At 60.6% G+C, this 19321-nt stretch carries 17 protein-coding genes and 2 pseudogenes; 8 read left to right on the top strand and 11 right to left on the bottom strand.

Going from position 1 to position 19321, the window contains the following annotated elements; translation table 11 throughout:
• Window positions 1-65 precede the first annotated feature (65 nt).
• From gltB to QWI75_RS17180, 3 genes are all read left to right on the top strand, one after another.
• Window positions 66-4601, top strand: coding sequence for a glutamate synthase large subunit (gene gltB, locus QWI75_RS17190; RefSeq protein ID WP_289270061.1), 4536 nt, complete (start codon window positions 66-68; stop codon window positions 4599-4601).
• Between the two features lie 127 nt (window positions 4602-4728).
• Window positions 4729-6159 (top strand): glutamate synthase subunit beta, encoded by a 1431-nt coding sequence (locus QWI75_RS17185; RefSeq protein ID WP_289270059.1) that lies wholly within the window; start codon window positions 4729-4731, stop codon window positions 6157-6159.
• Complete coding sequence (locus tag QWI75_RS17180) at window positions 6156-6401, top strand: DUF433 domain-containing protein (protein ID WP_289270058.1); 246 nt, start codon at window positions 6156-6158, stop codon at window positions 6399-6401. Before QWI75_RS17185 ends, QWI75_RS17180 begins: the two co-directional genes overlap by 4 nt.
• Before the next feature lie 133 nt (window positions 6402-6534).
• On the opposite strand, the gene QWI75_RS17175 is transcribed toward QWI75_RS17180, so the two are convergent.
• From QWI75_RS17175 to QWI75_RS22900, 7 genes and pseudogenes are all read right to left on the bottom strand, one after another.
• Complete coding sequence (locus QWI75_RS17175; protein ID WP_289270056.1) at window positions 6535-7221, bottom strand: hypothetical protein; 687 nt, start codon at window positions 7219-7221, stop codon at window positions 6535-6537.
• Between the two features lie 55 nt (window positions 7222-7276).
• Window positions 7277-7420 (bottom strand): annotated as a pseudogene (locus tag QWI75_RS17170) (transposase); the annotation flags it as partial.
• 30 nt (window positions 7421-7450) lie between these two features.
• Window positions 7451-8326 (bottom strand): transposase, encoded by an 876-nt coding sequence (locus QWI75_RS17165; protein ID WP_289270054.1) that lies wholly within the window; start codon window positions 8324-8326, stop codon window positions 7451-7453.
• 61 nt (window positions 8327-8387) lie between these two features.
• Window positions 8388-8985 (bottom strand): annotated as a pseudogene (locus QWI75_RS17160) (transposase); the annotation flags it as partial.
• A 202-nt stretch (window positions 8986-9187) separates the two neighbouring features.
• A complete protein-coding gene (locus tag QWI75_RS17155; protein ID WP_289270050.1) occupies window positions 9188-10087 on the bottom strand; it encodes a toll/interleukin-1 receptor domain-containing protein in 900 nt (299 codons plus the stop codon).
• A 353-nt stretch (window positions 10088-10440) separates the two neighbouring features.
• On the bottom strand, window positions 10441-10710 hold the full coding sequence (locus tag QWI75_RS17150; RefSeq protein ID WP_289270048.1) for a type II toxin-antitoxin system Phd/YefM family antitoxin: 270 nt from the start codon (window positions 10708-10710) through the stop codon (window positions 10441-10443).
• The gene (locus QWI75_RS22900) at window positions 10680-10973 is read right to left on the bottom strand and encodes a type II toxin-antitoxin system RelE family toxin (protein WP_370693583.1); all 294 of its coding nucleotides are present in this window, start codon (window positions 10971-10973) and stop codon (window positions 10680-10682) included. Before QWI75_RS22900 ends, QWI75_RS17150 begins: the two co-directional genes overlap by 31 nt.
• A gap of 437 nt (window positions 10974-11410) precedes the next feature.
• Here QWI75_RS22900 and QWI75_RS17145 point away from each other — a divergent pair, with 437 nt between their 5' ends.
• The 3 genes from QWI75_RS17145 to QWI75_RS17135 all read left to right on the top strand — a co-directional run bounded on the left by QWI75_RS17145 (window position 11411) and on the right by QWI75_RS17135 (window position 14988).
• Entirely contained in the window at window positions 11411-12334 is a 924-nt protein-coding gene (locus QWI75_RS17145; RefSeq protein WP_289270045.1) for a hypothetical protein, read from the top strand.
• A 186-nt stretch (window positions 12335-12520) separates the two neighbouring features.
• Window positions 12521-14431, top strand: a complete 1911-nt coding sequence (locus QWI75_RS17140; RefSeq protein ID WP_289270042.1) for an alpha amylase C-terminal domain-containing protein — start codon at window positions 12521-12523, stop codon at window positions 14429-14431.
• A gap of 74 nt (window positions 14432-14505) precedes the next feature.
• Entirely contained in the window at window positions 14506-14988 is a 483-nt protein-coding gene (locus QWI75_RS17135; protein ID WP_289270040.1) for a hypothetical protein, read from the top strand.
• Window positions 14989-15056: 68 nt separating this feature from the next.
• Here QWI75_RS17135 and QWI75_RS17130 read toward each other — a convergent pair whose 3' ends face one another.
• Window positions 15057-15296 (bottom strand): hypothetical protein, encoded by a 240-nt coding sequence (locus tag QWI75_RS17130; protein WP_289270038.1) that lies wholly within the window; start codon window positions 15294-15296, stop codon window positions 15057-15059.
• A gap of 24 nt (window positions 15297-15320) precedes the next feature.
• Window positions 15321-15818 (bottom strand): hypothetical protein, encoded by a 498-nt coding sequence (locus QWI75_RS17125; protein ID WP_289270036.1) that lies wholly within the window; start codon window positions 15816-15818, stop codon window positions 15321-15323.
• Window positions 15819-16133: 315 nt separating this feature from the next.
• On the opposite strand from QWI75_RS17125, the gene QWI75_RS17120 reads away from it, so the two are divergent.
• A complete protein-coding gene (locus tag QWI75_RS17120) occupies window positions 16134-16601 on the top strand; it encodes an ArsI/CadI family heavy metal resistance metalloenzyme (RefSeq protein ID WP_289270033.1) in 468 nt (155 codons plus the stop codon).
• A gap of 43 nt (window positions 16602-16644) precedes the next feature.
• Window positions 16645-17256, top strand: a complete 612-nt coding sequence (sigZ, locus tag QWI75_RS17115) for an RNA polymerase sigma factor SigZ (protein WP_289270031.1) — start codon at window positions 16645-16647, stop codon at window positions 17254-17256.
• Window positions 17257-17410: 154 nt separating this feature from the next.
• Here the strand turns inward: sigZ and QWI75_RS17110 are convergent, their stop codons facing one another.
• Together QWI75_RS17110 and QWI75_RS17105 are read right to left on the bottom strand one after the other, a co-directional pair.
• The gene (locus tag QWI75_RS17110) at window positions 17411-18595 is read right to left on the bottom strand and encodes an NnrS family protein (RefSeq protein ID WP_289270029.1); all 1185 of its coding nucleotides are present in this window, start codon (window positions 18593-18595) and stop codon (window positions 17411-17413) included.
• Between the two features lie 117 nt (window positions 18596-18712).
• Window positions 18713-19180: a GNAT family N-acetyltransferase gene (locus QWI75_RS17105; RefSeq protein WP_289270027.1), complete on the bottom strand. Its 468-nt coding sequence runs from the start codon at window positions 19178-19180 to the stop codon at window positions 18713-18715.
• Between the last annotated feature and the right edge of the window lie 141 nt (window positions 19181-19321).

The raw sequence follows: 19321 nt of genomic DNA, 5'->3' as shown, positions 1-19321 counted from the left end.
GGCGTGTCTCGGTCGAAGGTCATGAAGAAAACTCCCGCCTTTTGAAGAGGATAGATCATCCGCCTATGAACATTCCCGGATTACCGCCCAAACAAGGCCTCTACGATCCCGGTTTCGAAAAAGACGGTTGTGGCATCGGTTTCGTCGTCAACATCAAAGGGCACAAATCGCACGATATCGTCCGGAAGGGCCTCCAGGTCCTGGAGAATCTGACGCACCGAGGGGCGCAGGGCTGCGATCCCTGCACCGGCGACGGGGCCGGCATTCTCCTTCAAATCCCGCACGAGTTCTTCCGCCGCGCCTGCGCCGATGTGCGGGTGAAATTGCCGGGAGCCGGGGAGTACGGCGTCGGCATGCTCTTCCTGCCGTCCGATCAAGAATCCCGGAAACAGTGCGAGACCCTGTTCGAGCGCGTGATTGCCGCCGAGGGGGCCAGGCTGTTGGGCTGGCGAGACGTGCCGGTGAAGAGCGACGCCATCGGCGTTGTCGCCCGCAGGACCGAGCCGGTGATGCGGCAGGTCTTCATCGCCCGCGATATCCTCAACGAAGCCCAGTTCGAACGCAAGCTCTACGTCATCCGCAAGCAGGTCGAGCGGGCGGTGCGGGAATCCGCCATCCCGCAGCGCGACTATTTCTATATCTGCAGCCTCTCCGCGAATACGATCGTCTATAAAGGCTTGTTGCTGCCGGAGCAGATGTCGCAGTATTACCAGGACTTGAGCGATCCGAACGTGACGAGCGCCCTCTCGCTCGTGCACTCGCGGTTCAGCACCAACACGTTCCCGACTTGGCCGCTGGCGCATCCGTACCGCTACATCTGCCACAACGGCGAGATCAACACGCTCAAGGGCAACGTCAACTGGATGAGGGCCCGCCAGGGCCGGCTGGAGTCGGAGGCGTTCGGCAAGGACCTCGAAAAGCTCTATCCGATCGTTTACGAAAAACAAAGCGACTCGGCCTGCCTGGACAACGCGCTCGAATTCCTGGTGCTCGGCGGCCGATCGTTGCCGCACTCGATGATGATGCTGATTCCGGAGCCCTGGGTGGGCAATCCCCATATGGATCTCGACCGGCGCGGGTTCTACGAATACCACGCGGCCATGATGGAGCCCTGGGACGGTCCGGCCGCAGTCTGCTTCACCGACGGCAAGATGATCGGCGCGACCTTGGACCGGAACGGATTGCGGCCCTGCCGGTATCAAGTCACGACCGACGACGTCGTGACCCTCTCGTCCGAGGCGGGCGTGTTGCCGGCCGAGGCCAAGCACATCCGGCAGAAGGGCCGATTACAGCCAGGGCGCATGTTCCTGGTCGATACGGTCCAGGGCCGCATCATCGGCGACGAGGAAGTGAAGGCGGACATCGTCGGGCGCAAGCCGTATCGAGCCTGGGTGACGCAGTACCGGGTGTCGCTCGATGAGTTGCCCGAGCCGATCAACGTTCCGCAGCCGGACCATCCGACCATCCGACAGCGGCAACAGGCCTTCGGCTATACCATTGAAGAGATCAAGATGGTCATCACGCCCATGGTGGTGAATGGGGAGGAAACCGTCTCCTCGATGGGCACCGACACGCCGCTGGCCGTGCTGTCGGAACGGCCGCAACTTCTGTTCAAGTATTTCAAGCAACTGTTCGCGCAGGTGACCAATCCGCCGATCGATCCGATCCGCGAAGAACTGGTCATGTCGCTCGTGACGAGCATCGGCCCCAAGCCCAACCTGATGGTCGAGATGCCCGAATCCTGCCGCCGCATCCGGGTGAAGCAGCCGATTCTCACCAATGCGGATCTGCAGAAGATCCGCGAGATGGAAGATCCGCACTTCAAAAGCAAGACGCTCAAGATGCTCTTTCCCGTGGCGGAGGGGCCGGAAGGTCTGGGCGCGGCCGTCGAGGACCTCTGCCGGCAGGCTTCGCAGGCGATCAAGGACGGCTACAAGTTCCTGATCCTGAGCGACCGCGGGGTCAACGAGGAATGGGCGCCGATCCCGAGCCTGCTCGCCGTCTCCGCGGTGCACCACCATTTGGTCCGCGAAGCCACCAGGACCGAAGTGGGCTTGACGGTCGAAACCGGCGAGCCGCGCGACGTGCACCATTTCGCCTGCCTGATTGGTTATGGGGCCGGCACGGTGAATCCCTACCTGGTGTTCGAAACCTTGGTGGACCTGGAGCGCGACGGCTATCTGCCGGAAGGCCTCGATGCGGCGACGGCGGAGGGCAAGTTCATCAAGGCGGTGAACAAGGGCCTGCTGAAGATCTTCTCAAAGATGGGTATCTCCACCGTGCAGTCCTACTGCGGCGCGCAGATCTTTGAAGCGATCGGGTTGAACAGCGAGCTGATCGACCGCTATTTCACGGGCACCGCGTCCCGCATCCAGGGGATCGGCCTTCGCGAGATCGGCGAGGAGACCCTGCGCCGCCATCGGCAGGCCTATGAGCCGGTGGCGATCCACCAGTTGGATTTCGGCGGCGAGATCCACTACCGCGCGCAGGGCGAACATCACAACTGGAATCCGGAGACCATCTATAAGCTCCAGCACGCCACCAAGCACAATGACCCCAAGACGTTTGCGGAGTTCTCCGCCCTCGTGAACGACGAGAGCAAGCGGCGATCGAATCTCCGCGGGCTGCTCGACTTCAAGTTTACCGAGACGCCGGTCCCGCTGGACGAGGTTGAGCCGGCGAAGGAGATCGTCAAGCGCTTCAACACGGGCGCGATGTCGTTCGGCTCGATCAGCAAGGAAGCGCACGAGACTTTGGCGATCGCGATGAACCGGCTGGGCGGCCGGAGCAACACGGGCGAAGGAGGGGAAGATCCCGAGCGGTTTATCCCATTGCCCAACGGCGATTCGAAGAATTCCTACATCAAGCAGGTGGCCTCCGCGCGGTTCGGCGTCACGGCCCATTACCTCGCGAACGCGCGCGAGTTGCAGATCAAGATGGCGCAGGGGGCGAAGCCGGGCGAAGGCGGGCAGTTGCCCGGCCACAAGGTGGACGAGAACATCGCGCGGCTGCGGTTTGCCACGCCCGGCGTCCAGCTCATTTCGCCGCCGCCGCACCATGATATTTATTCCATCGAGGATCTGGCCCAGTTGATCTTCGACCTGAAGAACTCCAACCCTGATTCAGCCGTGTCCGTGAAGCTGGTGGCCGAGGTCGGCGTCGGCACGGTGGCGGCCGGCGTGGCCAAGGCCCATGCGGACAAGGTGCTGATCAGCGGCGATTCCGGCGGCACCGGCGCCTCGCCGCTCTCCTCCATCAAGTATGCGGGGGTGCCTTGGGAACTGGGCCTGGCGGAAACCCACCAGACGTTGGTGCTCAACGACCTGCGCGGGCGGATCAAGGTCGAAACGGACGGGCAGCTTAAGACGGGGCGCGACGTGGTCATCGCGGCCTTGCTCGGGGCGGAAGAGTTCGGCTTCTCCACCGCGCCGTTGATCGTCGAAGGCTGCATCATGATGCGCAAGTGCCACCTCAACACCTGTCCGGTGGGCATTGCCACGCAGGACCCGGAGCTGCGCAAGAAATTCACTGGCCAGCCTGAGCACATCGTGAACTATTTCTTTTTCGTCGCGGAGGAGATCCGGCAGCTCATGGCCAAGCTGGGCTTCCGCACCTTCAACGAGATGATCGGCCGGGTAGACCGGCTCAAGGTGCAGAAGGCCATCGACCATTGGAAAGCCAAGGGCCTCGACCTCACCCCGTTGCTGGCCAAGCCGGAGGTGGGGCCGGAGATTGCGACCTATTGCGTGCAGGAGCAGGACCACGGCATCGCGAACATTCTCGACGTGAAGCTGATCGAACTTTGCAAGCCGGCCATCGAGCGAGGCGAGAACGTCACGCTGGATCTGCCGATCCGCAACGTGAACCGGACCACCGGCACGATGCTCTCGAGCCAGATCGCCAAAAAGTACGGCGCGGCCGGCCTGCCGCCCGATACGATCACGATCAAGTTCAAGGGGTCGGCCGGCCAGTCGTTCGGGGCGTTTCTATCGCCGGGCCTCACCCTCTACCTCGAAGGCGAATCCAACGACTACCTGGGCAAGGGATTGTCGGGCGGCAAGATCATCGTCGTGCCGCCGAAAGGCTGTACCTATCAACCGGAAGACACGATTCTGATCGGCAATACCTCGCTCTACGGCGCGACCAGCGGCGAATGCTATTTCTACGGCATGGCGGGGGAGCGGTTCGCAGTGCGGAACAGTGGGGCCAAAGCCGTCATCGAAGGGACCGGTGACCACGGCTGCGAATACATGACCGGCGGCGTAGTGGTCGTGCTCGGACGCACGGGCCGGAACTTCGCGGCGGGCATGTCCGGGGGGGTGGCGTTCGTCCACAACGAGGACGGCAAATTCGAATCCCGCTGCAACATGGGCATGGTGGAGCTCGAACCGGTTTCCACGGCAGAAGACAAGGCCCTCCTCAAGGGGCTGGTCGAATCCCACGCCAAGCACACGGGGAGCAAGAAGGCCAAGCGGCTGTTGGAAACCTGGGACACGGTGCTGCCGAAGTTCATCAAGATCATGCCGGTCGACTACAAGCGCGTGTTGGCCGAGCGGAAGGCGGCTGCGGCCAAGGCCGGCGGCGCAAAGGGGAAAAAATAGGTCACGCGTCATTTGTCAACCGTCATTCGCGGGAGAGGGTTTCGTCCGATTGACGAGTGCCAATGACGATTGACGCCTCTCAGCATTCAGGACTTAGCACTCAGCACTGAAATTAGGATACAAGACGATGGGTGATCCCAAGGGTTTCATGAAGTTCAAGCGGGAGGGGCCGGCGCGCCGGGCGGTGGAGCTGCGCGTGCTCGATTGGAAGGAGCTGTACGAGCCCTTCCCTGAGGACAAGCTCAAGGCGCAGGGCGCGCGTTGCATGGATTGCGGCGTGCCGTTTTGCCAGAGCCACAACGGTTGCCCGGTGATCAATCTGATTCCGGAATGGAACGACCTGGTCTACCGGGGCCGTTGGCAGGATGCGTTGAAGGCCCTGCATGCGACGAACAATTTTCCCGAGTTCACAGGCCGCCTCTGTCCCGCGCCCTGCGAATCGGCCTGCGTGCTGGGCATCAACGCCGACCCGGTCTCGATCCGAGTGATCGAATGGAACATCATCGACCGCGGCTTCGACGAAGGCTGGGTGCAGCCGGTGTTGCCGGCCGTGAAGACGGGCAAGTCCGTGGCGATCATCGGCTCAGGGCCGGCCGGCCTCGCCGCCGCGCAGCAGCTTGCGCGCGCCGGCCATGATGTAACGGTCTACGAAAAGGCGGACCGGATCGGCGGGTTGCTTCGATACGGCATCCCGGACTTCAAGATGGAAAAATGGGTGCTCGACCGCCGCTTGGATCAGATGCGGGCCGAGGGCGTCACGTTCGTGACTGGGACCGTCGTCGGCAGGGACATCACGGGCGAGCAGCTCCGCCGGCAGTACGACGCCGTCGGCCTCACGATGGGAGCCGAGCAGGCGCGCGAGCTGCCGGTGCCAGGACGGGAGCTCAAGGGCATTCATCTCGCGATGGACTATCTCACCCAGCAGAACAAGCGGGTGGCGGGCGACACGGACTTGGGCGAACCGATTACGGCGAAGGGCAAGCGCGTGGTCATCATCGGGGGCGGCGACACCGGGTCGGATTGTCTGGGCACCGCGCACCGCCAAGGCTGCATCGAGGCGCACCAGTTCGAGCTGTTGCCGGAGCCCCCGCCGCAACGGGCCGAGTCCACGCCCTGGCCGCTCTGGCCCATGCAGCTCCGGACCTCCCACGCCCACGAAGAGGGCTGCGACCGGCAATGGAGCGTCTCCACCACCAAGTTTACAGGCCACAACGGCCATGTCACCAAGCTGCATGCCCATCGCGTGGCCTTCGAGAACGGAAAATTCACGCCGATTCCGAACACCGAGTTCACGATGGACGTGGATCTCGTGCTGCTCGCGATGGGGTTCACGGGGCCGGTCAAGAACGGGTTGCTCGACGGTCTCGGCGTGCAGTACGACCCGCGCGGGGCGGTCGCGACGGACGAGCGGTTCATGACCAACCTCGACGGAATCTTTGCCGGCGGCGACACCAAGCGCGGCGCCTCGCTGATCGTCTGGGCGATCGCCGAAGGGCGCAAGATGGCGACGGGGATCGATGCCTATCTCCGAGCAGGCAAATCGGCGAAAGTTTCATGAACCTCGCCATCGACGAGAAAGAATTGAAGCAGCTCCCGATCACCATCGATCCGGAGATTGTCAGCGGAACCCCCGTGTTCAAGGGAACCCGCGTTCCGGTGGAAGCGCTCCTCACCAACCTCGAAGCCGGCCTCTCGCTCGATGAATTTCTAGATAATTTCCCAACCGTCACCCGCCAGCAAGCGATCCAAGTGTTGGAATTCTCCAAGGTCACGCTTCTGAAGCTCGCGAAATCCGCTTGAACATTCTGCTCGATGAGTCAGTGCCGCATGTGGTGCAAAAGCGCCTCGGGCGTCGCCGCGGTCGGGCGAACGTCCCCCACCACCCGCGCGAGCTGCTTCTGCGCGCGTCGGTGTACGTGCGGGGGTTAGTTTGCTATTCATCTGAAATGAACGTCAGAAACGCGCGTCCGAGGTCGGTTGTGCGACGCTGAACCATTCCATGCCCCGTCATGGTGACGTTCAGAAATTGCCCTTGCAGCACGAGCCCACGACCTTGGAGATCGCGCACGACCTGCACGTATAGCTCGCGCCGCCCACGAAGAATCGGGACGCAATGCTCTAAGACCGCTGATGGGCCACCCATTCCCCAGCCCGGATATTGAACATGATTCTTTTCCATCCAACGAACCGGGTCGTTGAGCACGGCGAGGACGACCAGGTGAGTTGGCGTGAGCTCATCAATGAAGCGAATGTACATGAGCTGAATTTGATCCTCGGGCGCCCCTGGAAGCACTGAGTGCGATACGGCGTTCTTTAGCGCCCGCAACTTCTCTTCGTGATGGTTTCGAAGGGCAACCTGCGTCGCTTCGAGAGCGACGGTGACAAACATCTCGTTCTTTGAGAGATTTTCGGGCGTCAGGTAAGAGACTTTGCGCTGAAGCACTGAGATAGCGTCGGCGACCTCCTCGAACCATTTCTGACGCCGGCGTTCGAGCGGCGGTGCAAATACTGTCTCCATCAAGATGGAGGCTGGACCGCCTGCTGTAGGCACCGCGCTGGCTATGGCCTTCACAACGGCGTGTGCGGCATCACCTTTCGTTTTCTTCGGCGGTCTCTCCATCGCGCTCCTATAGCAACCTAACTATTGATTGGGCGTCTCATGTCGTGTCTAGAAGTCATTTCAAAACCTTCCGAAGCGTGATCAGGGCACAGGCCAGATGAAAGAAGCCCCCATAAGTGTCCATCAGGCGATCATACCGGACGGTCAGTCGCCGGAAGTTGCCCAGCCAGCCGATCGTGCGCTCCACGATCCAGCGGCGCCGGTAGCGGCGAGAAGAGCGGTCACGGGGTCAGGTCTTGTTATGTGCATTATCGGTGTCCTGCCGATTCACGATCCGGCTGATGGTCGAATAGTGCAAGCCCACCGCCTGCCCGATCTCGGACAAGCTGTAGCCGTGGTCCACGTGGGCACGGCGGATGACCTCGTTGCGGCGCGTGCGGTCGGTGCCGAGTCGGGCGGAAAACAGGTGGCTGAGCGTCGGCCGGGCGGCAAATCGTTGCTCTCGGGGAATCTCCTGAAGGGCGCGCTTGTCCTGTAAACCCACCCGAAGCTGGTCGATGAACCGCTCGCTCCCGAGCAGCACCTGCCCCTGCACGTGCTCCCACGGGGAGCCCTGACCCATGCCCTCGGCGACGAAGGCGCGATACTTTCGCTGAGCGGCCAGGCGCTGGTGGCCGAATTGGGAGAGCAGCCAATCCACGGCCAGAAACGGTGGCGTGGCGGCGAGGCCAGCTGTGGCCCGGTAGCTGGACCATGCATAAGTCTCTGGTTTGCGGGTGCTTTTCGCGCGCACCGGATTGAGGACCACGTACCGGCACAGCTCCAGCAGATAGCTGTCCCGGTCCACCACAATGGCCTTGAAGCGGCCTTGGAGCACATGGCCCACTCGCCGGTGGCGGCGGTTAAAGGCTTGGGTATACACGCCGTTGAGCTGGCGCATGGCCTTCGAGAGATTCGCCTCCGGCGTTTCCACCAGCAGATGGTAGTGGTTGTCCATCAGGCAATAGGCGTGAAGCAGCAGGTGAAAGCGGTCGACCACACGCGCCAGCACATCGAGAAACCGCTGCCGGTCCTGGTCGTCGAGAACGATGGCGTGGCGGGCGTTCCCCCGAGCGGTGACGTGGTACAGCGCCCCCGGAAATTCAAGGCGAAGCGGGCGGGCCATGCCACCAAATCTAGCTCATCGGCACGCACAAAACAAGATCTGACCCCGATCGATTCAATTTCTCGCTCCCGAGCAGCACCTGCCCCTGCACGTGCTCCCACGGGGAGCCCTGACCCATGCCCTCGGCGACGAAGGCGCGATACTTTCGCTGAGCGGCCAGGCGCTGGTGGCCGAATTGGGAGAGCAGCCAATCCACGGCCAGAAACGGTGGCGTGGCGGCGAGGCCAGCTGTGGCCCGGTAGCTGGACCATGCATACGTCTCTGGTTTGCGGGTGCTTTTCGCGCGCACCGGATTGAGGACCACGTACCGGCACAGCTCCAGCAGATAGCTGTCCCGGTCCACCACAATGGCCCTGAAGCGGCCTTGGAGCACATGGCCCACTCGCCGGTGGCGGCGGTTAAAGGCTTGAGTATACACGCCGTTGAGCTGGCGCATGGCCTTCGAGAGATTCGCCTCCGGCGTTTCCACCAGCAGATGGTAGTGGTTGTCCATCAGGCAATAGGCGTGAAGCAGCAGGTGAAAGCGGGACCACACGCGCCAGCACATCGAGAAACCGCTGCCGGTCCTGGTCGTCGAGAACGATGGCGTGGCGGGCGTTCCCCCGAGCGGTGACGTGGTACAGCGCCCCCGGAAATTCAAGGCGAAGCGGGCGGGCCATGCCACCAAATCTAGCTCATCGGCACGCACAAAACAAGATCTGACCCCGATCGATTCTTTCTCTGTTCGGATTCCGATAGGTGGGTGAGTGCCATCGAACTGTGTTGCGGGCTAACGCCTGGCATCACCCGCCGCGACGAGACGTGATAGCGGCAAGTTAACGAATGACTCCAAGCTGACTCGCGGTCGGGTGCATGCCGTTGTTAGCCCGCGCCGCCACGTACCTCCGCTACCATTAAATCTCGCTGGATTCTGATCCATATTTCCCGAAGTTGTCTCGCGAACTCCTTATCATCGGGAATGTCCTGATGAATTGTGAAGTAACTTTTCAGTCTTGACACTTGCTGCGGTTCAAGTTCTTTCACTTCTTTAACACGTTGCCATGAATTTCTTTGCTGATAGAGTAAGAAAACGATCTCATTTGGTTTATCCTTCGTAAGGTTACGGTAATTGATGATGGTATCCACGTAATCTTGAACTTTGTTGCGCCAAATGTCCCGCTCCGCCGGTCTTTCTTCAAAAATGTCGAAGACAAGCACGAGGCGCTTGCTTTGATCATTTATGATCGGCTTCAAGAACCATTCAGAGCGATGTATATCCGCTCCCCGTTGAAACTCGATCCCTTCTTGCTTTGCGATTGAGAATAAGCGTTTCCATCGGTCGGATTCGTACCGCCCGTAAACCGGATACCAGATCACGCGCTTGCCAGTTATACCAGCCCAAACTAAACGGTCTACATTTTGTTCGAACGTTGAGTCATCACGAAAATCCACGCTCTGGCGATTGGAGAGGAACCCTGGTAGCTTTGCATCTCGAAGAAGTACCGGAATCAACTGTAACTGCCCCTGATTCGAAAGTGAGACGGCTCTGGAATATTCATCTTCAACCCAACCAGATGACAAACTCTCAGGAGTTACCACAAGAGCCACGGCGCGGCTTGTTTCAAGACCATTTTCAAGCGCCCTGACAAATTTATCGCCGGGGCGTATTTCATCTTTATCCAGCCAAACACGAACCCCGCGGAGCTGTAGAGATTCCTTGAGGCTTTCTACCCAATTATGGTCCTGACTTTTATAAGATAAGAAGACATCGAACTGGGACATTGTTTACCCCTCGCTTTCTACAAGCAGGCTAACTATTGAGTATGCTGACCGGTATAGTACGCACTAACTGACTGCACGTTGGTGCGGGATTCTTGCGTATGTTCCATCACATGTCAACGCTATCCATCGCGACGCTTTAGAGTGTTATACCGACCGGCATAGTTCCGTTATGCCTGCGATACCTGCAGAGGATACAAACCCAGATCTGCCCAGTGGGGGGCAATTACGGGGGGCAGGCGCCTTAACTCTGCATGGATTGTATTCTCGGTGCCAGCGCCGCCGAACGTCTGAGGTGAAGCGTGCACGGCTGCGCTTGTTCGCGGGGCAGCCGACCACGTGGTGGCAGCGCACGGTCACTTTACTTCTTCGAGCTTGACACCACGGCCCGCTCGCAAGCTTTCCCGCGCCTCTTCCACGCGCCGAAGAAACCGCGGGTCGTGCTCCAGCCGATACTCGAACCAGTCGTCTTCCGACTTGAAGCCGATCAGGACCCCGGCCGGTTTGCCGTGTCGGGTGATCACGATTTCTTGCTTCTCCGCCTCGCGGAGCAAGTGCGACAGATCATCCTTCACCTCGGAAAGCGGAACTTCCTTTATTCGAGTCTTCCGAATTGGGCGAGCCATGTTTCTGCCTCCGATTTGGCTACGATGGCCAATACTTCAACGGTCGAGCCGGACACGTCGTAAAACACACGGACCTCCTCGATCCTGAGCCGGTACTGTGGCCTCGAAAGGCCACGAAGCCGTTTGATTCGGCTGCGGCTGGTCTTCGTCGGTTCGTGCCGGAGATGTGTTTCGAGTGCCTCCCGTATGGCCGTCCGGAGATTCGCCCTTAGTTTTCGTAGATCTTCAATGGCTTCCGGGGCCAGGATGATGTCAAAACGCATTCTGGCCAGATCATAGCCGGGATGCTCCGAAGCATCAAGGTGTGTACGCTAACAAATAAGTCTCAGTCGCGGACGGAGCGCGGAGCGCAAGGCCCGTCGAGCACTCTTCATCCCGGTAGTCTCCCATCTGTCTGATCCCTGTATCCGATCCGATAATGCTCCAATAATGTCTCTGTATCGATTCCGATACCTTCACAAGGCGTTCGCTGAGCCACACGATCTAGCTCATACGCCTTTTCCCTTTGTCATAACAAGCGCTTCCATCGAGTCCGCATGGGAACTCTTAGTGGTATGCCGATTGCGTTCCGCACCGGTAGTATTTTCAGCGTTGAACAAGACTCCATTCGAAGTCAGTTCAAAGGGAACCGGCTTCGGCAGTTCTATCGAGCGGTGCGCAGGACGCCCGAAGCATGATTCCGACAAGGAGGGCCTTCGCCATGAAACGGGCCTACGAACCAGTCGATGTGATAGCGTTGCTTGGGTTGGTTGCCCTATTGGTCGGCGCCTATCTCTTATTGACCGCTCCGGCAAGTGGGGCCGTGCCGCCGGCCGATCCGGTATCGGGGCTGGCCATGGAACAGGAACGGGGTATCATGGCAGCCATGTATTGGGTACAGCCCGCACTCGGCGAGGCGATCGTCGAAAAGGCCCTGCTTGAACGGGACCAGTCCCGTTCAATGAACATGGCGGTTGCCGACTTGAACCGTGCGCTGCTGAGGCGCGATCGGCATGATCGGATTGAGCGGCGCCCCTTGGCCTATCTGGACGTGGTCGCCACCCAGGACGCCATGATGGAAGCGAACCATCTCGCTCGGGTGCAGGCCGTGATGGGCCGTTCCATCGTCAACTGGACGCAACGGGGCGTCCGGATTGGGCTCATGCCGTCCACGGAACAGTCTGAAGCCTACACGAGGCGCATGATTGGGAAAACCCAAGCCCAGGGCATGATGCTGGAGGATGAATTTGATGCGACCAGGCAGCCCAATCTTGGAGCGGCCATCGTGGAAGCCGGCCGGGACTGGGAGGCCTACGCCGGCGACACGCAGGAACATCTGGGCCGCGCGATCGTACAGGTGGTGAAGGTCCAGGATGAATACGCCCAAGCGCTTGCGCGCAATCAGGAGCAGTTGGCGGCACTGGTGAGCGCCGTAGCCAGGACCGAGGCGCGGGCCGATCTGTTCGCTCGGTTGATGCAACTGGACCCGGTGGCCACGCCGACGTCCTTCGCGGAGGCCGAACCAATCTCGACGCCGAGTCGGCCGAGCACGATGCTCGTGGCCCTGTGGTCCGGTCTGGCCGGATTTGCGGTCTTCCTGAGACTGTTTCTGTCCGTTGCTCGGGTTGAAGGCCGAGCCGCATAGACACGTTGGAGCGCCTGGTCGCAAACGCATGGCGGTTGAGATCACCGTGGAGCGTCAAGGCAATTCGAAACGGTGATCTCGGGCTGCCGAAGCTTGTGGGTAACGCGGTCCGTCCCCTTGCGATTCGGTCTCTTGTTTCAAGGACGGTTCGCGTTTAGCATGAACCTTTATCGTTGACTCATATTCATGCCGGCCTCGCTTGATCACATCCATCCCGGCACCCCGATGGGGGCCAATCTCATCGCCGATGGCGCCACGTTCCGTGTCTGGGCGCCGCAGGCCCGCTCCGTCCATGTGCTCGGGGATTTCAACGGCCGGCTGCGGAACGACGCAAGCCTGCTCACGCGCGACGCGCAAGGCCATTGGCTGGGCTTCATCCCTGGCGTGCAGGACCGACAACGCTACATGTTCTACATCGTCGGCGAGGGGGGCGAGGGGCCCAAGCGGGACCCCTATGCCCGCGAGTTGGAAACGCCCTTTCCGAGCGAATGCATCATCCGCAGACGGGATTTCCCGTGGCACGAAAGCGGGTATGTCACGCCTCGTTTTGACGAGTTTATCCTCTATCAACTCCACGTCGGGACCTTCTTTACGCCGAACCTGCCCGACAAGGGCGGGACGTTCCTGGACGTGGCGCGCAAGATTCCGCATTTCGTCGAGTTGGGCGTGACCGCGCTGCAACTGATGCCGATTCAGGAGTTCCAAACGCAATTCAGCCTCGGCTACAACGGCACCGACTATTTTTCGCCGGAGATGGATTTCGCCGTGGGGGACGATGCGCTCCCTCCCTATGTCGAGCAGGTCAACCGGCTGCTGGATGCGAAAGGTCTGAGGCGGTATCGGGTGGAAGAGCTGCATGGCGAGATGAACCAGCTCAAGGCGCTGGTGGATCTGTGCCACCTGCACGGGATCGCCGTGATCCTCGACGTGGTTTATAACCATGCCGGCGGCGACTTCGGCGACCAGAGCCTCTATTTCTTCGACCGGCAATCCACCCAGGGCGGCCATCGCAACTCCCTCTACTTCACGGACAAAGGGCATGCCGGCGGCCTGGTGTTCGACTTCGCCAAGCCGGAGGTGCGCGACTTTCTGATCCAGAACGCTAAGTTCTTTCTGGATGAATACCGGATGGATGGCTTTCGTTACGATCAGGTGAGCGTGATCGACCATGACGGGGCGCCGCACGGCTGGCGATTCTGCCAGGACCTGACCTCCACGCTGCACACGCACCGGCCGAGCGCCTTGAACAAGGCGGAGTACTGGAACGTCAATCCCTACGTCGTGAAATCGCCGCCGGAAGGGGCTGGGTTCGACACGAGCCTGACGGACGGGTCGCGCATCGCGATTCGCGATGTCATCGGGAACGCCAGCGCTCCGGACGAGCGGCCGCTCAACATGACGGGGTTGGCGAACAGCCTCTGGCCGGACGGGTTTTACGAAGCCTGGCGCTTCGTGCAGGGGCCGGAAAACCACGACATTGTATTGAAAGGGCGGGAGCAGCGGATTGCCAGGCTCGGCGATCCCGGAAACCCGCGGTCATGGTATGCCCGCAGCCGGGCTCGGGTCGCCACCGGGCTCAGCCTGACCGCGCCCGGCATCCCGATGCTCTTCATGGGGCAGGAGTTTCTCGAAGACAAACAGTGGTCGGACAATTTCGAGTTTGACCGCAACCTGCTGCTCTACTGGGCAGGCCTGGACCGGGGCGACAAACAGATGCTGGATCACCTGCGGTTCACAAGGGAACTGATTCACCTGCGGCGGCGCCTGCCTGGCCTGCGAGGGCAAGGGTTTCGCGTGACGCACGTGCACGACCAGAATCGGGTGCTGGCCTTTCACCGCTGGGTGGAGGGCCAAGGACATGACGTGCTCGTGGTGCTGCATCTGGCGACGTTCCATCGCTTCGGCTATCGAATCGGGTTCCCCGGCGGCGGAACCTGGCGGGAGATCTTCAACAGCGACGTGTACGAGAACTGGGTCAATCCCGATGTCGCAGGGAACGGCGGGCAGGTTGTCGTCGAGCCGCAGCCGCTGCACGGGTTCGGTCATTCCGCTTCGCTCGTCCTCCCCGCCAACAGCCTGTTGGTATTTGCCCGGTGAGCCGGGCCTCCTGTTGACATTCTTGGTCTCCGGTGCTGCAATGCGCGGCACTCGATGGGAACTATAGGGAAGCGATGACAAACAGGCTTGGACCGGCGTTGCTATGGCTGTGGCTTGCCGGTTGTGTCTCGACCGGGAATTCACATCTGGCCGACAACCAGACGATGGCACAGATCACAGTCGGCAAAACGACCAAACTGCAAGTGGCCAGCCTCCTGGGCGATCCGTCCAATCAACGGAGCATCGAGATGGGAGGTTGGACGAGAGAATGGTGGGGCTACCATTATGCAAGCGCCAAGATTAATCCGCTGGAATATCTATTGTTGTACGGTTTTCTCTACAACGGCTTCGGCCAGTACGATACCCAATACGACCTCGGGGTCTACTTTGATCACCGCGGTATCGTCAGCAGTCTGTCGACCATGAAGACCGACTACGAGATGGGTAGCCCCTTCACGTCTCCGAGAGTCTCGACCGTGGCCGGCACCATGATGGGATTCCCAGAGACAACCAGGGACCCGGTTCGGTTTGAGATCAAAATGGAGTCTCGGTACTGAGGACGCGGTCCCGCAGGTGAGACGGCCGTGCTCCCCTCGGCAAAGCTGGGTGTGAGTCCCGTTGTCGATCAGGGCCGGACTGAATGAGTTGCCGCTCTCTTCTTGTGGTCCGGCAGCCGGATCATATAACGCCCTTCCGCGCCGAACGTCACCAATACCTCTCCCCGGCGGCTCAACCGATCGACTTCGAGAAAGACCTGGCTCCAGGACAGATCGGGGAGGCTCTTCGCCAGGGTATCCAGATCGCAGCCGTGCGCGCGTTTCACTTCACCAAGAATTCTGTGGGTCACGAGCGTGTGCGAGGCCATGACCAAACCCTCCTTCCAAGCGGGTCACTCCACTATCATCAAGGCACCTATCCGAAGCATCCCTGTCGCGGCCGGCGCTCGTTCCATCCGGCCGGGATAGACGATGGCATATTCCTCGTCGGGCATCGCCTCTTGTGAGAAGCCGGCCAGCTCCTCGGCCGCGTCATCGCCCAACCCGTAGGCACGACTGGCCAACATCTTGAGAAACACTCCCATTTCCCGTTTCGCCCCCCACCGATCGCCGCGGCTCACGGCGTCACGAACCCGATCTAGTTCCTGTCTGTACGGCGTAAAATCGTACGCAGGATATTTCTCTGTGAAGTACGTCGCGAGTTTGTCTTCGAGGTCATCCACCCAAGTGATAGGCGGAGAAAGACGTTCGGTTGGTGCAGCGGTCGCCAACGGGAGGGAAGAAGTCGCACCGGCCTCTCCGTCGTGCGCTCCCAGCCAGAGAATAATGACAGGAAGCCCAAGAATCAGTGCCAAGCGGGGAAGGAGAGTTCGACGGGTGATCGTTTTCATGAGGACCCTCGTTCCGAAGGATCCACATCAGGGAAACGACGATCAGCGGCATAGCATCCGGCGTCGGAGTGAAGGGACCGAAATGAAATCCGTGGCACAGAATCACGGACAGGCGCACGCGCAAGAGACGCCAGCCACCCTCACTGGAACGTCAGGAGAGTATGCTACGCCGATCGAGAGGCTTGGTCAACCGGCGGGCAATGCGAAACGGGAGGAAAACAGTAGAAGCCTACACCTTGCGTCCTTTTTCGAAGTCCTTCGTCTCTTAGGATAAGGCGAGGGAATGGTCCCTCGCCGGAACCGAGGAGACCCCCCATGAGATCTCATCTCTCGCTCGATGTGCGCAACGTGCCGGCATCGGTGTCGTTCTATCAAAAAGTGTTCGGTGTGGCCCCTCAGAAGGCCACGTCCGACTATGCCAAGTTCGACCTGATCAACCCCGCGCTGAATCTTTCGCTTGTTTCCACCACTGGCGCGATCAGTTCGGTGAATCATTTGGGAATCGAAGTCGAGACCGTCGAGGAGATCGCGGCCTGGAAAGCACATTTACAGGAACAGGGCATTCTCGAAAGGGTCGAAGACAACGTCGCCTGTTGCTTCGCCAAGCAGGACAAACTGTGGTTCACCGATCCGGACGGCAATGCATGGGAAGTCTTCACGGTCCACGAACAATTGCAGGTCACGGGCTCCCCCAAGAACACCGGCTGCTGCGTGCCGAAACACCAGGCCGCGCCGGGGACGGTGGCCGACGTTCGTAACGAGCCGGTGACTTGCGCTTCGTAAGCTGGGCGCAGTACCGTAGGCAGATCAACGGCGGAGGGCCATCATGGCGGAGGTGGTGACGGAGATCTGGCAACAAGTCCACGACAGCCTTCGCGCCTTTATCGCGAAGCGGGTGGCGAATGAGGCTGAAGCGGAGGACATTTTGCAGGAAATCTTTCTGCGGATTCACCGGCGCCTCGACAGCGTGAACGATCCGCGCCGTCTTGTCTCCTGGGTCTATCAGATTACGCGCCACGCCATCATCGACCATTATCGGGCGAACGGGAAACGGATGGAACGGCCGGTGGGCCTGGCCGGCGAGCTGGAGGCTCTTCCATCGTCCGCCTCGCACAACGAAACGGCAGAGGATTCCGGCGAGCCTCGCGCGGAGCTGGCCGGCTGTCTCCGCCCGATGATCGCGCAATTGCCGCAAGACTATCGGGAGGCCGTGACGCTTGTGGAATTGGACGGGTTGACGCAACAGGAGGCGGCCACACGGATGGGACTCTCGCTCTTCGGCATGAAGTCGCGCGTGCAGCGCGGCCGTCGGCGGTTGAAACAGATGCTCGACGATTGCTGCCTTATTCATCTCGACGGCCGCCGGGGCGTGGCGGATTTCGAAGCACGGGCGCCGGAGTGCAGTCCCTGTGGAAACGCTAAGGCCGGGATACGCTAGTGTAGTGCGTCTAACGCTTCTTGACATCTCCCGTTCGCCCTGAGCTGGTCGAAGGGTTATGGTCCCGACGGCTTCGGTTCGTGCATCGACAGGTCTCAGCACGAACGGGCGCGTAAAGCCATTACTGACGCACTACACTGGCCTCTACCTCCCGTCACTCATCCAGGCTCGGCCGCAAGAGCATTGGCCCGTAGACGGCGGCGAACAGCAGATAGGCCCCGCTCCAGCAGACTGCCGCCGCTCCCAGCACAAGGTTGACCGGGAGTCCGGTTGTCGGTCCGAAGACCCGCAGCAGCGCGCCTAGATTCACCAACAGGTACATGCAAACCGTCAGGGGGCCCGCATGGCGAGGGCGTCCCGTATGGCCAAGGCTCGCGCGGGTCATGACCGCCAAGGTCATCGCACCCACCGAGCCGGTCGTGAGCGCGTGCAGTGCCTCCGTGGTCGGCAGCCCCACCCCAAGACCGGCGCCTCCCAGGACGATCAGAGAGATTGCCAACCAGCCGTAGCCGACATGCAGCATCAGTACCAGCGGCTCGCGCCAGGTTAGCCAGCCGTACCAGTGCAACAGACGCCCTAGGTTGGCGAGTCCAGCGGCGAGCAAAATCCATCCCGTGGCCATGGTTTCCGGTTGAATCGTCCAGGCAACGGCGCCGACGCCCGTCAGCGCGAGCGAGGGGACATCGAATCGGGAGGAGGCCCCGGGCCGCTGTGGCATCCTGTGTTCCGCTAAATATTCTCTTGTGAAGTTGGGCGTAAGGCGCCCGCCAATGAAGGTGAGGAGGACCATCAGCAGCGAAAGGGCCATGCGCATGGCAAGATCCGATTCCGCGCCGCTCAGAGCCAGGAGGTGAAACAGGATGTTGGCGCCGGCATAGAGGCTGATCACCACTCCCACCGGCGCATGTGCCCAACTTCCGGCCGTGGACAGTTCCCGCCAGACGTAGCCTGCCATGACGATCAGAAACGCGGCATCAATTGTGGCAGTCCCGAAAGGAGGAAGCAGTGAGACTGCGATGACCAAACGTCCACCCACCCATAACAGAGACAACCATATCAGCGGGGCGCCCATGACCGGCGGGCGGTCGGTCCAGTTGGGAATAGCCGTCAGCAAAAAGCCCGTGATCACCGCGGGGAGGAAGCCGAAGACCATCTCGTGCACGTGCCACTCCCGAGGCGCATAAAGCACGTTCGGGCCGCCGGTTCCCGCAAACATCGCAACCCAGGCCGGGACCGCCAAGCCGGCAAACAGCGCCGCGCCGAGAAAAAACGGGCGAAAGCCGTATGAAAAAAACACCGGTCCCTGTGCTCCTGATTGCTCACTTGCTTTGTCAGTCATCGATCGTCGGTCCTCGGTTCTCTTGTGTTATCCGTCCAGGGTCGTCAGGATCCTTCTTCAGAGCGTGTAGTTGCCATTCAGTTCTACGAGGTCGATCCAGCCGACGGGGGCAGTGGCCTACGCGGACTGCGGCTGGCGATATTTCGCAAAGCAGATGAGATCGAGGTGATGGTAATGGTCTGGGAGGATGGTTTCCGACTTGTATCCCAGGCTGAGGAAAAAGTGAATGTTCCGCGCCGTGCGGAGCATCGTGCAGGCATAGAACTTATGGGCATCGGTGGTGACTCGCTCAATTTCCTGCATCAGGGCTTTCCCCACGCCGTGACCCTGGTGGGCGGGACTGACCGAGAGCAACCGGATCACGCAGACTCCTGCCACGGTCCAAAAGCGCACCGATCCCGCGATCGCACCGTCAACTTCCGCCACCAGCAGTCGTTTGTCCTGCGCGTCCTGTTTGAGGCTCTCGACCGTTTCCTTGGTCCAGGCCCTGACTTCGTAGACATTGGCATATTCGCCGAAGGCCGCCTGTTGCACCTGGAGCACGGACGAGAAATCACGTTCAGTTCCCGGTCGAATGACAATCATGGGCTGCACGTTCCGGCCGGCTCCCTTCCTTGCAAGAGTTCATAACCGAAGGCTGTCTGATTAGCAAGGTGGCTTGTATCTGTTTGTCTGCACACCAGTATCTGATTGGATACGCCCTCCACTGTCTCGGCTGTTTCAGAT

Origin of the sequence: Nitrospira tepida, assembly GCF_947241125.1 — a bacterium.
In the GTDB taxonomy this organism is placed as follows: domain Bacteria; phylum Nitrospirota; class Nitrospiria; order Nitrospirales; family Nitrospiraceae; genus Nitrospira_G; species Nitrospira_G tepida.
The sequence above is the reverse complement of the archived record's forward strand: the minus strand, read 5'-3'. Positions and strand labels throughout refer to the sequence as shown.

Excerpts from the sequence above, each read along its gene's own strand:
- QWI75_RS17175 (WP_289270056.1), bottom strand. The coding sequence starts at position 7,221 with ATGGAGAGACCGCCGAAGAAAACGAAAGGTGATGCCGCACACGCCGTT.
- QWI75_RS17155 (WP_289270050.1), bottom strand. The coding sequence starts at position 10,087 with ATGTCCCAGTTCGATGTCTTCTTATCTTATAAAAGTCAGGACCATAAT.
- QWI75_RS17130 (WP_289270038.1), bottom strand. The coding sequence starts at position 15,296 with ATGGCCTCGCACACGCTCGTGACCCACAGAATTCTTGGTGAAGTGAAA.
- QWI75_RS17140 (WP_289270042.1), top strand. The coding sequence starts at position 12,521 with ATGCCGGCCTCGCTTGATCACATCCATCCCGGCACCCCGATGGGGGCC.
- sigZ (WP_289270031.1), top strand. The coding sequence starts at position 16,645 with ATGGCGGAGGTGGTGACGGAGATCTGGCAACAAGTCCACGACAGCCTT.
- QWI75_RS17145 (WP_289270045.1), top strand. The coding sequence starts at position 11,411 with ATGAAACGGGCCTACGAACCAGTCGATGTGATAGCGTTGCTTGGGTTG.
- QWI75_RS17180 (WP_289270058.1), top strand. The coding sequence starts at position 6,156 with ATGAACCTCGCCATCGACGAGAAAGAATTGAAGCAGCTCCCGATCACC.
- QWI75_RS17185 (WP_289270059.1), top strand. The coding sequence starts at position 4,729 with ATGGGTGATCCCAAGGGTTTCATGAAGTTCAAGCGGGAGGGGCCGGCG.
- QWI75_RS17105 (WP_289270027.1), bottom strand. The coding sequence starts at position 19,180 with ATGATTGTCATTCGACCGGGAACTGAACGTGATTTCTCGTCCGTGCTC.
- QWI75_RS17120 (WP_289270033.1), top strand. The coding sequence starts at position 16,134 with ATGAGATCTCATCTCTCGCTCGATGTGCGCAACGTGCCGGCATCGGTG.
- QWI75_RS17125 (WP_289270036.1), bottom strand. The coding sequence starts at position 15,818 with ATGAAAACGATCACCCGTCGAACTCTCCTTCCCCGCTTGGCACTGATT.
- QWI75_RS17150 (WP_289270048.1), bottom strand. The coding sequence starts at position 10,710 with ATGGCTCGCCCAATTCGGAAGACTCGAATAAAGGAAGTTCCGCTTTCC.
- QWI75_RS22900 (WP_370693583.1), bottom strand. The coding sequence starts at position 10,973 with ATGCGTTTTGACATCATCCTGGCCCCGGAAGCCATTGAAGATCTACGA.
- QWI75_RS17165 (WP_289270054.1), bottom strand. The coding sequence starts at position 8,326 with ATGGCCCGCCCGCTTCGCCTTGAATTTCCGGGGGCGCTGTACCACGTC.
- QWI75_RS17110 (WP_289270029.1), bottom strand. The coding sequence starts at position 18,595 with ATGACTGACAAAGCAAGTGAGCAATCAGGAGCACAGGGACCGGTGTTT.
- QWI75_RS17135 (WP_289270040.1), top strand. The coding sequence starts at position 14,506 with ATGACAAACAGGCTTGGACCGGCGTTGCTATGGCTGTGGCTTGCCGGT.
- gltB (WP_289270061.1), top strand. The coding sequence starts at position 66 with ATGAACATTCCCGGATTACCGCCCAAACAAGGCCTCTACGATCCCGGT.